Origin of the sequence: Pseudomonas sp. MIL19, from assembly GCF_028680365.1 — a bacterium.
Classification (GTDB): Bacteria; Pseudomonadota; Gammaproteobacteria; order Pseudomonadales; family Pseudomonadaceae; genus Aquipseudomonas; species Aquipseudomonas spirodelae.
The window spans coordinates 1-14,361 of sequence record NZ_JAPPVG010000049.1; the positions used below are offsets into that span (position 1 = coordinate 1).

Sequence of the window (14,361 nt, forward strand, 5' to 3'; positions counted from 1 at the left end):
CGAATCGTGTTGCGCGCCAACCCGGTGCGCTTGGCTATCTCATGCAGCGACAGCTTGTCGCGGAAATACATCCGGCGGATTTTGCCCATCATTTCCATACTGATCACCCTGTGTTCTCCTGCTCAAAAATTGAGCAGAAGCAGTTGAACACCTGGGTCAGTTTTCAGTCGGCAGAACAGCCTCTACTGGGTCAGTTTTCGGTCAGCGGCAACACTAGCGTAGGTACAGTTAGCTGAAAGTAGCGCCGTAGAGCAGGTTAAGCGTAATTGCGCGAAATCTGTAAAAGCTTGGCACTGTACCGTCAGCGTACCGTTTTTTGTACTGCTGAACGGTAGGATTTATTTGTGCGATACGATTCAATGACGTCTGTGTTTGGATCACCCCGACTCAACCTCTCCCTATGCTTTGAGCATAGGGGAGGTCTATGAGTTGTTAGCTGCTCGTACTCATGGGAGCGCAGCTTATAGCTCGGGCGTCATATTTCCCGGGTGACCGGTGTCTTCGGCGGTCCAGGACGGGACAGTCACATTGGCCAACTCACCGCCTACCGTTAAATCTGCGATTAGGTAATCAAGCCACGCAGGTTCTAGACCCAAAGGGTATGACAATGGAGCTGGTTGTTGGTGACGGTCTTTTTGCCATGCAATCAGACGCTCGCGTACGGCGTAATCGTCAGAGAAAAATCTTGAGAAATTCTCAAGATCCTCTACGTCTAGGGGCGGACTATTTCTTCGGTCAAACAATTTTCTGAGAGCAGCGAAGAATTTATCCGGGTTGTTCTTGGTTCGCTGGCTGGCATAGAACATGAGCTCATTAAGCCGGTCACGAAAGTTGCTATCCACTGTCTCGCTCAACAATTGTGCTAGTCCCTGGCTGTTTTTCGCTCGATCCAGCACTTCTACCACGGGTAGGTAAGCCACCATCGACATTGGTTCGGCTAGCAACTGTGGACGTGGTTTTCCGCTGACGACGTGAATAGGGTCTAGATCCACCACAACTAATGCTTGGTCTGCTGTCGAAAGCGCGTCGGACGCACGCCCCAAATAGATACCTTTATGCCAGCCGTGGTAGGGGGTTAAAGCACCTACTTGTCCCGCGTGTCTCGTCGCTTGCGAAACTGCATCAATGCCAATGAAGCAACTCCCGCCTACAAATGCTTTATCCAAAACCGCATTGCAGAATACTGTTGCTGTGCCAGACGCTAGTACGCTTGCTTGACCAGCATGCCAGTAGTCATTAGTCCGAGACGTAGCTGCTGGAACTAGGAGCACGGAGCGTCGGGGGCGATCAAGCTGGGCCACGTCGAGTAATTCGCCTAAAGCCTTGAAGTCCTCCAAAACTATTTCGCTTGCCTTGTCGGGTCGCGTATTGGGGAATCGCTCCATTAGAGCCAAAACTTCATTTTGGAGTGGTCGAATGTTGGCGGGGCTGGTCATCAAAAACAGCTCCGAGCAAATTAGTTCCATGCAGTACTGCATTGCAGGAGATTTTTCATCAAGTGCAGTAAAGAGTGCCTTTAGGTCCACTGGTGTTTTTTTATCTAGGTTTGCCCATCCTTGATTCTTGAGAACTTCTTCAAGCATTCTTTCTTTGGAGTAGAGCGGTTTTAGTGGGTCCCACTGTGGTTGGAAGAATTCTTTTGCCGCGACTGCGCGATACTTCTTTCCTCTGGAAAATTCGAAAGTTTTTACTTCGTCCAGTCCAAGTTTTTGTGCCATGGCCTCTGATGGGTGCCACAGCAGAGTGAGTGGTTCCATTAGGTGTTTATCTGAGTCGTTTGGCTCAAACCTTCTATACGTGCCAGCCAAGACCCAGAGATTCTTATGGTTGGCTAAGGCCTTGTCCCTTAACCACTCCACCGTGTCGGGTCGGACTGATACTTCTGGGAGGACGAGGAGCTCAACGCCTAAGTCGGTACAAGCTTCCAAAGCTTTCTTTAGCAGGGCCCTTCGTCGATGCTCTGGCCAGCTTTGAACAATTCGCTGTTCCTTCCACTTGAACTCCTGGCCTTGTTTGGACGCCTCACTCAACTCCTTGAAATCGCCGACACATTTTTCTTCGATCTCATCGTTGACCCAACGGGGCAGATCGAGCCCAGCTAAGCCCGCCTCTGCGAGAGGGTGGGAGTAAGTATCAACTATCTTCCATTGAAAGAGCGCTACTCGCATTTGCGCGCATGACTTGGCTTTACCACGCCTTTTCCAAGAGCTTCTCTGTGATTTCCGGAACTCGCGATCGAAATTATTTGAGTCAGAATCGCTGGTCTCACTATCCCTAGAAATATTTTCTGCAGAATTTTTTTGAGCTGAGTCGAGCTTTCTATTTTGCTCCGGGTACTCAGCAATAGGATTTATCTGCACTTCGGGAGCAGGTCGGGAGAAAGTTGTGTTTTCAGCCGTAGCTGTAGCGGCAGCAGCTGGTATATCAAGCTTTTCATCGACTTCGCCAGCAGGGGTAGCCATTCCGTACCAATCGCCCAGCTTACGATCCAGGGTGTGAACGGACAGCAGCTCATTATCTCCTTTCCTTCGCACCTCGCTCCATGCGCTCAGGTTGCGAGCTCCGCTATGGACCTTTGCCACCCGGTCTGAGGCACCTATACCGGTATATTGCGGCTTGCTGAGCGACCACTCCTCACTGAGTGCATCTGTGAACTCATCAGTGTGAGGGTTGCGACGATATTGAGGCGCTGTGGCACTCACAACTTGGACGCCCAACAGATTGTCCAGCTGGCTCACCGCAGCAGGTAAGGCCTCAAGCAGCTCAATCCAGCTCTCCGCCGCTAGTGCAGGTAAGCCGTCATACGGCCATATAGCTTGCTCTCCAACAGCTGCAGGGTCGCTCTGCCAGGCCAAAAGTACCGAATAGATTTTTTGCAAAGGCTTTAAGTCAAAAGCCTGCGGGCAGGTACCCTCTAGCGTGCCCAGTAGCGCTAGCATCCAATGCCACGGACTGGCGACTGTTAGGGCTGCCCAATCGCCGTCATTTAACCATTTGCGTATCGCGGCGTAGTCGGGTTGAGGATCGTGGTGAATCGCATCAGGAGAATTCCAGCCCGCGGGAATTGGTAGCCTATCAGGCATGCGTCGGGCGCCCTTCTCTCGTGAAAATCCCCACAGCGAGGCGACGCATCCCCTTAATCCTACGGCTGAAGCAGCCAGAGCCAGCGAAGCTCTCAAAGCCTGCGCCGCTCCCTGAGCGTGCTCGGCGGGCGCTGCGTTTTTGCAATCGATTGCAGAGGCTAGAGCTAGCATCAGAGCCAGGTCTGGACGCAAATCTGGCTCCTGCTTGCATAGGCGTAGGTCTTGCAAGGCCCATAATGGCAGGCGATTTAGTACGCGTAATGGTATTTCGTGCAGCTGGCGGCGGATCCCCACTCCGTACTGCTGGAGCCTTAATGCCATGGCACGAGTTTCGGCTTCCATTTCGAATAACTGTTTAGTCTGTTGGGCTGGAGACGCCTTCGAGTCAAATGCGAGAAGTAAGTCCAGAGCGCGCTTTATTGTCTTTGGTATGCCGTCTTGATCTTTGGACCATATCTGGGACTCTGAGAGATATACGCCCTGTAGCTTCCGCAGCTGCTGTCGCAAAACGTAATGCTCAACAGAGGTCCTGGTATCGCCGAGGGTCTCATCACGCACACCGGTTTCGCCTGCCATATCTTCGGCGAGCCCAAGTGCGTCTGCTACCGCCCAGCCAACGCGCCAGAAATCTGCACCGGTATGAGGGACATTGACCACACGTAGGCGTCCGTCTGAGTCACCATGCCAAGCACTAACACCAAGCTCATCGTGTGGGACAGGATCCGCTAGCAAATGAAGTTTTTTTCGGTCGTTTTGCTCAGCGCTTACAAATAGATGCTGCACCACCGGCACAGCAACAGTCCCATCTGAGCTCTTGCTTTGTTGTTGAAGTGCCAGGAGAGATTTAAATAGATTCGCGGCGAGATGCGTTCTGCGGGCGCGGTCTATTTGACCAGCGTCGAATGTTCTCCACGGAACAGTTTCGCTAGTAGTGCTGCGAGTGAGCAGTTCATTTAGTTTCTTGTGTTCTAGCTCCTGAGTTTGCTGTATCGAAATAGGTGTTCCTTCCTCAGCAAGCTCCACGCAAAAAAAGCTTGCCTGGTCCTTTGGGATACCCTTTGAGAATCGATATAACCAGTATTTTTCGGGCAGCCCTGAGTAGCCCCAAAATGCGTCCTGAGCGCTGAGCGGCAGGCTTGGCAAAATTGTGATGGGGTCTGTTTCGCCGTTAATTGTCAGTAGGTGCCCAAAGTGCCGGATAACGTCGTTTAGCCTAGTGCTCTGTACGTTGCGAATAACCATGTCCAGGGCAAGGTCTCGGGCCTTGTCTAAGTCTTCTGAAGTATCTTGCCCTTGATCTGGCAGCAGTAGATTGCAAATTTGATGTGCAACTGCTCCCCTGCGTCCTAGAGGTTTTCTCTCTGCCAAGGGGTTAATCGGATGGCCATTTGCGTGGGGTTCGCGAAGCTGCTCCGCAGCAAAACAAAGCCATTCGATTTCAGTCAGCTGGCGAGACTCTTGAGGGGCGGATGCAGGCGGGATTTCTTGCGGTCGAGCCAGCCTTCGAGCTTTCATCGTTACCAGTCGCGAGCGATGGCGCACGTGAATATGATTTACCACGTGCGGTGGCAATTTATCGAAGAAGTTCGTAGTGCCCACGACATTTGCCAATGCAAATAGAGTTGCGCGATTTTTTGGAACCTGACTCTGAGATTGATCGTTCTCCATCCACGGGTTCGGAGCAAGGAGTTTGTCCAGTCCTTCAACTGCATACAGCCAGTCATAGCCTCTGGCTTCAAATTCGGACGTCCAATCATGTTCTCCGCAAACATAACGCCATAGATGCCAGTATCGCTCCCATATTTTCATTGGGGTGGCATCCCGATCTGTTAGTTCAGTTGCTACCTCCCACCAGATCCATCGCGCACAAAGCCCAAGGTCAGTCGGTCTCAGATCCGGGGCCAGTATTGCTTCCTTGATCTTTTCGTGAATTTTTGAGGGGTTATCCATCAAGCCCGGATGGCGAAGTAGGCGTAGAGCGCATTGGCGATCTGTTTGCGGGAAATCGCCACCAAGGCCCCACCCAAACTCGCCGTCCCCTACTAATGGGGGCTCCCAGGCGGGTAAAGATGCAGCGAACCCACGCCCTTCGTTAAGTTGCTGCATAACTTCTTCGGGGGTGCCGGATTCAATTGAGTCACCCTTCAGCAACAAGGTGATGTCGAGCTTGGACGCTGCTGCCTGTAATGCATGGCGCAGTTCGCTCAACAGCTCCTCGCTATCGGAAAGCAAGACAATATCGTCGACGTAGCGGGCATAACCTAGGCGAGGTTGGATGCTCTGATTTGACTCTTGGCGAACATGTTTGCGCATTAGTCGGCGTGCTGCCAAGTCCACTGGAAACAGCGCGATCGTGCCGATATATGCCGATATAACAGGCCCCTGGGGTATACCAATCGATTCTTGGCTAAACTTGGTTTCGCCAGAGTCTGGATCTGGGTAGCTGAAGGTAAACAAGCTGTCGCAAAGCCTATCCACCAAGTGTTCGGCAACTAACTCGGGGCTTTCCGTCTGTGGCCTAGCCAGCAGCGTATGAAAGAAATCCGTACCGTTTCCAATCAGGGCCTGTTTGACAGGGTTTAGTAGTGCATCTCGCACAACATAGCGTTGGATTGAGTCGTAATACCGCTTCGCATCTAAGCGTAAGACATGTACACGATTGCCAATGGCGTTGCTCTGTTTGTGCAGCGATTCCATAAACGCACGCCAGCACTGCCCATAAGGCCTGAACATGCCTTGATCGGAAGGAGGGCGCCGACCTTCTAAGACATCCATGTCTACTTGGTAACCGAAGCTGAGAGCAGGCACCTCCCCCTCCAGAGCTACGAGTTCGTCTTCGTGTCCAGTAACCTCAACTTTTTGCTGGGAGGAATACCAGCGTACCGCCGGGACGTACTCCGAAAACATCTTGCCTGCAGCAGTCAATTGATCATGCCGCTGGGTTAACAGCTCGTTTAGCAGAACCTGTTGCAAATGCAGGTCGGCGGGATGAGGCATGACCTTTAGGCGGGGGTCATCCAGCACTTTGGCATCCGCGCTTAGCTTGCGTGGTAAGTGCACTGCATCGTAGAGACCTGCTGACTCCCAACGTTGCTGCCACAAGCGCTCGGTTACTAATTGGTCAAATAGCCTCGCGCTCACGTCTAGCGTAAGCCAGGCCTCTTCGTCGCAGGGCAACTCGCCACGTCGTGCACCGTGATACGCGAGCACTCGTGCTTGGCGCAGGCGTTCTGCCTGACCGTTCAGGAATACTTCGGATGCCTTAAATCTCTCTCTTGCATTCCCTTGATCTAGCAAAAGATCATGGAGATCTTGCCGCCATGTTCCTGCATGTCCTTTTAAATGGGCATCAAGCCATTCTTCCAGTTGATGTAAGGACTGACGTCCGGCCAGTTGACGAATACTTCGCGCAACCCGGAACAAGGCACGTTCTTTCCGGGAAAAAGTCATCGCTGTCCAGCCTTCGCCTTGTAGCTCGGTCGCATCGGTGCATTCGAGCTCCGCCACCAGCAGCACTGCAACCGCAGGTAAGGTGTATTTATCCAATAGCTCTTTGGCAGATGCTCCTGATGTTTGCTTCTGGAGGCAGGTGTCTGGATCCTTACCCAAACTATTTACGGCATTTCGATCGAATCCCACCCAGCGTAATCTCGCTCCACGCCAGCCCAATAGGCGGCGCACCAACCGATCTGCCCCAGTAAGACCAGCTCGGTCATTGTCCATCATGATGACAACGTCGAATTCAGCTTCCGCCTGCCCTGTGGGAAGGTTCTCCGCTAGCTGTTTAAGCTGCTCAAACTGAGGGTCGCTGAGGGAGGTCCCCATTAGTGCAACCGCATGCAGTCCCAAAAACTGAAAGCGCAATGCGTCAAGGAACCCCTCAACTAGGTAGAGAGTGGTGGCTTGACCAGCTTTGAGCTCTTTGGTGGTCGCTGGGAGTGCTTGATGTGCATTAAACAATTGGTCTGCCTTGCGCAAACCTGGACTAAGGAGGTATTTGGCGACACCTTCGGCTGGCACTGCTTCAAGGCTTCGACCTGCATACCCTTCAATTTTTGATGTGACTCCTTGACCGCTTCTAATGGGGATGAGGACTCTTCCATCGTGGAAGTAATCCCGAAACTGATCTGGGAGAGTCAACTTCAGCTGGCTTGAGTTGGTGTGCTTACGCAGTCGTACCAGAAGGCCAAGTGACAGCAACCCATCAACTACTTCTAGACGGACACCATGCGACATCGTGTCCAGCTCTGAAACCAATACCGAGTGGGTGATGCATCGCAGGCCCTCTCGATAAAGGAACTCAGGATCAAAGGAGCGCTCAACACACCATGCGTTGAATCGCACCGAATCGTGATGCTTATTGAAGGCTTTCTGAGCAAATGCAAGCGCGTGCTCTGTCAAACTCTTCTCAGTGGCACGGCCAGCCACGTTCTGCCGCTTGCTTTGGATTCCGAACGTTTTCGCCAGCCATTGAACAGCCGGGAGGAATTCAGTGCCTTGGACTTGTTTTACAAGATCAATGGCAAAGCCATGCGCTCCACATGCAAAGCAGTGGAAGTGGGCTGGTCCTTGAGCATCCGCAGGGAATAGATTGAGCGAGGGCTTACTGTCTTGATGAAATGGACAAACAGTCTTTAGGGTTGCTCCCCGCTGCTCCAACACCATGCCGAGAGACCGGGCCACATCGTGTAATGGGGCCTTGTCCAAGACTTCGTTGATGTCATATACGTCCACGCAACCTCCGAGCTGTCGCAAGCATTTTCGCTAATTTTTCATAATCGCAGAGGATAACAGTCCCCCTAGAGGAAGAGTTTTTGCCCGCAGGCGGCCTAGCAAGATCCAGTTCCAACAACGCATTCAGAAGCATGAGGAGTGCAATGGGGACAGATTTATTTCTTCCTTGCTCATTCCTCATCAAAGTAGTCGCTATCTAGTTTCGGCAGTTTAAGCAGGCGCGACGTTACGCCGACCTCATGATCCATCATCAGGTTGACCAGCCGATTGCCATCCACCAGCACCATGCCTTCTACGGAACGGGAGAAGTCGATTGCCTGCGCTGTAAAACCTGAGGTTGTGATAAATACGCCGCGCTTCGCTTTCTGCCCTGCAAGAGCTCCATAGAAGGCTTGCAACTCTGGCCGGCCAACCGTGCCTTGCCAGCGCTTGGCCTGGACGTAGACTTTCTCCAAGCCGAGCTTGTCGAGTGAGATCACACCATCGATACCGCCATCGCCGCTGCCGCCGACGCGCTGCAGATCGTTGCGGCTAGCGCCGTAGCCAAGGCTATGCAGCACATCCAGCACGATGACTTCAAAGCGGTTGGGGCTGACTTGCAGGAGGTTATCCAGCAGGTCTGTAGCCGTTGCCTCGCGTAGCTCACGTAAAGCCTGCTCCAAACGATCATCAGGGCTGATAGTGGCTGAGCTGAGCGCCGGTGCAGGCCGTTCTTGCCCATCGAGGGGGATGGCGTCGGTCGGGCTTCTGAGTTTCACGTCCATAAAGCCAATGGCGAGCTGTTCGACCTTATCCGCAGTCAGAGGGGCGGGGTGCTGGGCGGCATAGGTAATGCCTGCGTCGGTCAGCTTCCAATACCCACGCTTGGCACTGCTGGACAGGCCGGCGCGTTTGAGGCGGTCATGGGCCCAGCCGGCGCGGTTTTTGTACGTGGCTTGGCCGCTAGCAATTAGCTCTTGCCGCTGAGCTTCCGAAAGATCCAGAGCATCGGCAGCGGCTTCATGGGCGTCACGTGCTGTCGCGCCTTCGGGCGTGGCGGCCAGGTAGCGCAGGATCGGCTCAATAAACTGGTCGTAGGTAGGGACGGACATTACGACTCCAGGCGCAGGATTGATGTTAGGCGCGTGCTAAAGGTTTTGCATGGTTTTGCATTTAGGGAAGGTTGAGCAGCCCCAGAATTGTTGGCCGACATTGGCCCCAGTTTTACGGGTGCGAATAACCAAGGCGCTGCCGCATTTCGGACATTGCCGCTCGGCTGTTGGATCGCTACGGCGCTTAAGGTTTTGCACGTGCTCGCGATGGGTGGCGAGCGTCGGTGCGCGGCGGCCGGTTTGCAGGGCGTGCAGCATGGCGTCGACTTCAGCCTCGCTGAATAGCGGCTGCTGGAATGACTTGATATACCGGATAAAGCCGATGCCTTGGGTCACGTTGGCTGGGATTTCGGTTTTAAAAGTACTGCCGCCGACAAAGATGATAACCGAGTGCAGGTGCTCGGGGTTAACGCCAAGGGTGGCTTCCAGTGCTTTGAGGTGCTTGTAGTTCTGCCTCAGCGGGTTCTGGAATTTGAACGTGCGTTTGTAGAGCTTCTGCGTCCACTGTGGCTGCTTTTCGCTGCCGAAGATCCAACCGCTCATGTTCTTCGTTTCCAGCACAAAGATGCCGTATGGCGAGAGGAAAACGTGGTCGATCTGCGTGGTGCCGTCTGGGGTGTTCAGCGTGACATTGTGCAGGCGGCGGTAGGTCTGCTTATCCAGCTGCCAATGGGCAAACAGCTGCACCAGTAGTTCGCCAATATGACCCTTGGCCCAAGGCGACTTGAGAAGACCGATCAGCAGTGCTGCTGGAATAAACCAGATCAGCATGCCCCAGACCTGTGCGATGACGGGGGTGAAGTCCATTTCTTAACCTTCAGCAATCCTGAGTTAACCGGATAGTACCGAAATTAAGCGTAATGGCACGATGATATTCAGCCGCGCTTACAGTCTGGGCATTTCACGCCTGTGCATGGGGCTAAGCCGTTGAGGCATGCTTGCAGACATGGTGGTTTTCGTTACTGAGGTGCCGGAAGTTCGGTGATTGCTTCCAGGCGCTGAAAAATGAGTTCTTCCCGTGCCGGCTGCTGGCGTGCGGCGGATTGCACGGCGTAGGCGAAGTCGCGGTGGGCGAGCAGCGCGCTGATGGCGTAGGCGATGTAGTGCTGTAAGGCTGTCGCGGCCTGGGTCAGTTCGGTGTGCAGGCTGTCGCGGCCGTCTACCACGGCTAGGATGTCTTCAATATCACGACTGCTCAGAGGGTCGTTGTGACCGCGACCTCGATAGGCTTCCAGCTTGGTCGCTAGAAAGTAGCTGGGGGTTACAACGCGGATCAGCGTGCCAGAGGGCAGTGCATGATCTGCGGCAGTTTGCAAGGCGTCTCGGTACCAGCGGTTAGTGAAGTTGAGGATGGCTTCGTCGTCGGGCATGAAGTCGACCAGCAGATCACGGCCGACCAGCGCGTTGGGCAAACGCAGGCGGCAGATAACGTCGTCCTCAGGGGATTCACGAAAGCCGCGCTGCCGCAGTTCGGTAAGCAAGCGTTGCCAGTTGCCATAACCGAGAACATGGACGATCACGTCGACATCCTCGGTAAAGCGAACGGCTTCGCGGGCGAAGGCGTCGGTGATCAGCAACGCGGTGGTACAGCCACCGACAAAGGCGACCTCGCGCAGTAATTCCGGCCCCAGTGCATCGGCCACGGTTTGCAGCATCTGCTCCTGCATGCGCCATTCAGCTGCCATCGGGTTCGCCTCGGAGCTGTTGCGTTAGCAGGGTTTTGGCCAGACTGGCTTCGCGCTCATTTCCGAGCCGGATGGCGTCCAACAAGGCGAGCATGGCGTACAGCGCTTCATCCTGACGCACGGCATTGGGCACGCTTTTGAACAAGGGCTCAATGCTTTGCCCCATGTCGTGACCCAATGCATCCTCCCAGACATAGATGTGCCCACCGCCGGACAGCAGCTTACCCGCCAGCACGGGCGCAGCGTGTGCAGTGGCCAGTCCACGCACGATAGGGCCGGGCCGTACCGGGAAGACGTATTTCAAACCGTGGGCGAGAAATTCGTTGAGGGCGCGGGTGTTGACCTGCGGCAGTGCGCTATTGCGCCCCAGCTTGGCGAGCCCGGCGGCAATGCAGCGGTTAAGCGCATTGCTGACTTCGGATTTGCTGATGCCGGTAGACTGTTCCAACGCACGCATGGAAAAGTGCTCGGCCGCTTGCTCGGGCTTGGGGTGCTGGTTTGCCAAGCTAACCAGCTTGAGCATTAACAGTATGTCTTGGCCTTTCATCATCGCAGTCGCTCTCCGTCCACTGTCCATGGACTGAGGACAGTTTGTGGGCCGGGCAACTCATCTGTCAATGCAGCTCAATTCAGAACCCCTGCAATGCTTCAGGGGTCACGTCATGCAGGCGGGGTATACCCAGCGATCCAGTAGATAATGGGCGACCCCCGCACTAGCCGCTCACCGAACCAGCCCTTGAGTAAGGGTTTTTCAGCAGTATGGCTGGGATCAGCCATAGCTGGGTGTCGGTGCATGGGGTGGAGTGTTACGAGGTAGTTCATGGCCGCCCTTTGCTGTGGCTGTGATAAGTATCACTGCGCTTCACTGGAAGAGCCGGCGGGCTTGCGATTTGTACTGCCGTGCATCCGGCGCAGCGGAGGATTTTTCCCAATTGCCGGAAGCCAGCTAATTTCTTTAATCGAGGCGACTCAAGCTTTTCGTCAACAGGAAACAGTGAATATGGGCGGCACCTCCTTACTAGGTTCCGCCGAACATCCATCACATCAGGTCTTCTTCATCAACCTGGAGTCGCGCGTAATGAACGATGGCAATAGCTGGAATTAACCCAGAATACCCTGGTTTGATTGCCGTTTTCAGATTTGTCAGCACTCGGGCTGATTCCTTTTCCAGGCTGCGGAGCAAGTCGAAGGCGTTTCGTAAATACGCCTGCGCGGTATCGGCGATAGTGCTGTTGCCAGCCATGGCTTCTGCGATCACGGGCTCCGGTGGCGATGACGCTTGCTCTGCGAGCTGGAAGTAAGATGCCAGCGTCAGACGCTTGGCTAGAGCGTCGACTGCCTCCAGGTAAGTGCACTGGGGTATCGCTTTGGTCAGCACTACAGTTGCGCTCGTCAATGGATGCCCATCGGGGAAGGCGTGTTGGAAAACGTGCTTGAGCAGTTCTTCCTCGTATTCGACTACCTTGGTGCAATGGTGGAGCTTCGAGGTCAGCCCGTAGTGATCGGTAAGCATCTCCAGAGTCTTCCAATAACTCAGGCCGTTACCTCGAGCAAAGTTAACGAGACAGTGCCCTGCGACCGCTTGCAATTCTCGCGTAAAGGCCAGGGCGCGATCCGCTTCACTGTCCTGAATCGAAGTCCAAGTGCTGCTTTTGAGGTGCGCGATAGCTGCATCGAGTAAGCCGGAATCTGAATGCCGGAGTACTTGGTAAAGCTGAGCATCGTTCTTGGCGAAGTCACCCTCCGACTGCGGCGCGAGGCTAGTGGTCGGTCTGGACAAGGCAGAAAACCCAGCCTTTTTCATGACCTCTCGTAGCTTCGGCCAGTAGTCAGAATGACCGAATCCCTCCATATGAACGTTTTCGAAGAACGTGACTTCGTTGCGTCCCAAGCATACTTCGTCAGCATTGAGTAGCAGGACGTTATCGTCCTTGGAATAGGTATTGATCAACCGGCCTTCGATCAAGTTACGCATGGCAGCGGCTTCCATGGATGAAACTTTGGCCGCCGCCGCCATCAGCAGTACATCACCTATTTGCGGGTGTTCCTGCGGTTTGCCGAGTGATCTGTTTTTCAGCGCAGTTACGACTACTCGTCCGCCTAGGGAGTGGCCGACGAGGTTAATCCGTGTGACCTGCGGGTGATGACGCAGTAAGTACTCCTCGAGTTGATTGAAAAGTGCACTCCCCATTTCCTCTGCCCTAGCGCGGATCCGGGCGAAATGAGCGACTCGATCGACAGCCAATGCAGCTGCCGAGGCAATGATGTGGATGCGCGAAGCCGCAAATATCAATTTCTTGGTGGTGCCATTGAGGCGCAAGAAGTGACTGGAGGGCCAGAACGCGAGGATGTTCAGTTGATCGTGCAGTTCGGGAGGAATGCTGTGGATTAGCGTTTGGCGATCTTCTAGATCATGCCCTGCCGAATAGCCATGAATGAAGATATTAGCCTCGGTGCTCTCGATCTTTCGCAGTGGCGAGAACTTGAAAGTCGCGTTTTCAGATGCATGGTCCGGTGAAGATTTTAGGGTGTCCATTTCAACGATTCCGATGATCAGTTAGTTGCCAGCGCCGCTAGATATTGCCAAGCGCTGCAACGAAGGTCGTATCAGCGTTTGGAGGTGGGTTCAGCACGCAACTTGTAAATAGGCGATAAAGCCTTCCCAGTTGTGGCTCTCGTATTTTTCCAACAGACGCTTTGGTAGTTTTATCTGGGAAATTTTCCAGTCAATGGACTGCTGCCATTCAGGCTCGTCGAGGATGTGCTGCCCGGTGAAGTAGCGCACGTCATCTACGCTGGTGTTGTAGATGAGGAATATGCGCTCGGGGTTCGCACTGGCTGTGGCTCGGCTGAGCCCACGCGGGTTATTCCAGTTTTCACCGCTCTTGATCTGCACTTCGAAGTAACGGCCTTTGTGGCCGACGATCCCATCGATGCCCTTGTCGTCTACCAGCGAGGGAAAGACATCGAAGCCTGCCTCCAGCAGATATCCCCAAATGGCGAACTCGTTGCGCTTGCCGATAGCCAGTTTGTTTTTCTTCACGTCCTTGCCCTTGTCGTTCAGGCCATCACGGCTACGCGGGAGGCTACGTGGTCGATCTGCGTGGTGCCGTCTGGAGTGTTCAGCATGAAATTGTGCAGGCGGCGTAGGCCTGTTTATCGAGATGCCAATTGGAAAACAGCCGCCCTTGGGTTTGGTAAATATAGACCTAGGTCCAGGGCAACTTGAGCAGGCTGATCAGCAGCATCAGCGGGATAACCCAGCCCAACATTTCCCAGGTCTACGCGATGCTGGGGGGCATTGCTTAACCTATAGCAACTCGGAGTTAACCGGATATTACCGAAAGTAAGCGTAATGGCACGATAGTATTGAAGCGGGTGGCATGCGCCGATGCGGCCTAGGTTCTCAGATAGCTTGATAACAGCTACTACCCCCGCCGTCAGGCAGTCGAACGATGCAGCCATTTTGTGCAAGTTCGCTTAAATGATGGGTGGCCGCCCAGAGCATCAACGTTTATATCGTGGTCTGCTGGGGATCATCCTGTATCCAATTAGTGCCAGCATCGCTGGGTAAGCATGGATTAAGTAGGGAGAGGTTGAGCCCGCCAGATGGAGTGCGCGTTTTGATGTACTCCAACCAGCACGTGCCGGTGATGAAAAGTAAGCGTCCAGCCAAGTCACCTTCCGAACTCCAGCATTAAGGGCGATGGTGTCCGCGTATTTTTAAGCGGACGCGATAGCCCTTATCGCCGGGATTTCCATGCGCCA

The 14,361-nt window shown here is 54.0% G+C and carries 7 protein-coding genes and 1 pseudogene; all 8 read right to left on the reverse strand.

Features of this window, described 5'->3' with window-relative positions:
- Window positions 1-461: 461 nt before the first annotated feature.
- Window positions 462-7,817 carry a CHC2 zinc finger domain-containing protein gene (locus N1078_RS18560; protein WP_274089574.1) on the reverse strand — a complete coding sequence of 2,452 codons (7,356 nt, stop codon included), beginning with the start codon at window positions 7,815-7,817 and terminating at the stop codon, window positions 462-464.
- A 170-nt stretch (window positions 7,818-7,987) separates the two neighbouring features.
- Window positions 7,988-8,908 carry a restriction endonuclease gene (locus N1078_RS18565; RefSeq protein ID WP_274089575.1) on the reverse strand — a complete coding sequence of 307 codons (921 nt, stop codon included), beginning with the start codon at window positions 8,906-8,908 and terminating at the stop codon, window positions 7,988-7,990.
- 36 nt (window positions 8,909-8,944) lie between these two features.
- A complete protein-coding gene (locus tag N1078_RS18570) occupies window positions 8,945-9,715 on the reverse strand; it encodes a nuclease-related domain-containing protein (RefSeq protein WP_274089576.1) in 771 nt (256 codons plus the stop codon).
- A 152-nt stretch (window positions 9,716-9,867) separates the two neighbouring features.
- Entirely contained in the window at window positions 9,868-10,593 is a 726-nt protein-coding gene (locus N1078_RS18575; protein WP_274089577.1) for a nucleotidyl transferase AbiEii/AbiGii toxin family protein, read from the reverse strand.
- Entirely contained in the window at window positions 10,583-11,116 is a 534-nt protein-coding gene (locus N1078_RS18580) for a MarR family transcriptional regulator (RefSeq protein WP_337993330.1), read from the reverse strand. Before N1078_RS18580 ends, N1078_RS18575 begins: the two co-directional genes overlap by 11 nt.
- Window positions 11,117-11,632: 516 nt before the next feature.
- Complete coding sequence (locus N1078_RS18585; protein ID WP_274089578.1) at window positions 11,633-13,129, reverse strand: DUF726 domain-containing protein; 1,497 nt, start codon at window positions 13,127-13,129, stop codon at window positions 11,633-11,635.
- A gap of 90 nt (window positions 13,130-13,219) precedes the next feature.
- Window positions 13,220-13,636 (reverse strand): hypothetical protein, encoded by a 417-nt coding sequence (locus tag N1078_RS18590; protein WP_274089579.1) that lies wholly within the window; start codon window positions 13,634-13,636, stop codon window positions 13,220-13,222.
- A 44-nt stretch (window positions 13,637-13,680) separates the two neighbouring features.
- Window positions 13,681-13,865: pseudogene (locus N1078_RS18595) on the reverse strand (nuclease); the annotation flags it as partial.
- Window positions 13,866-14,361: the final 496 nt, after the last annotated feature.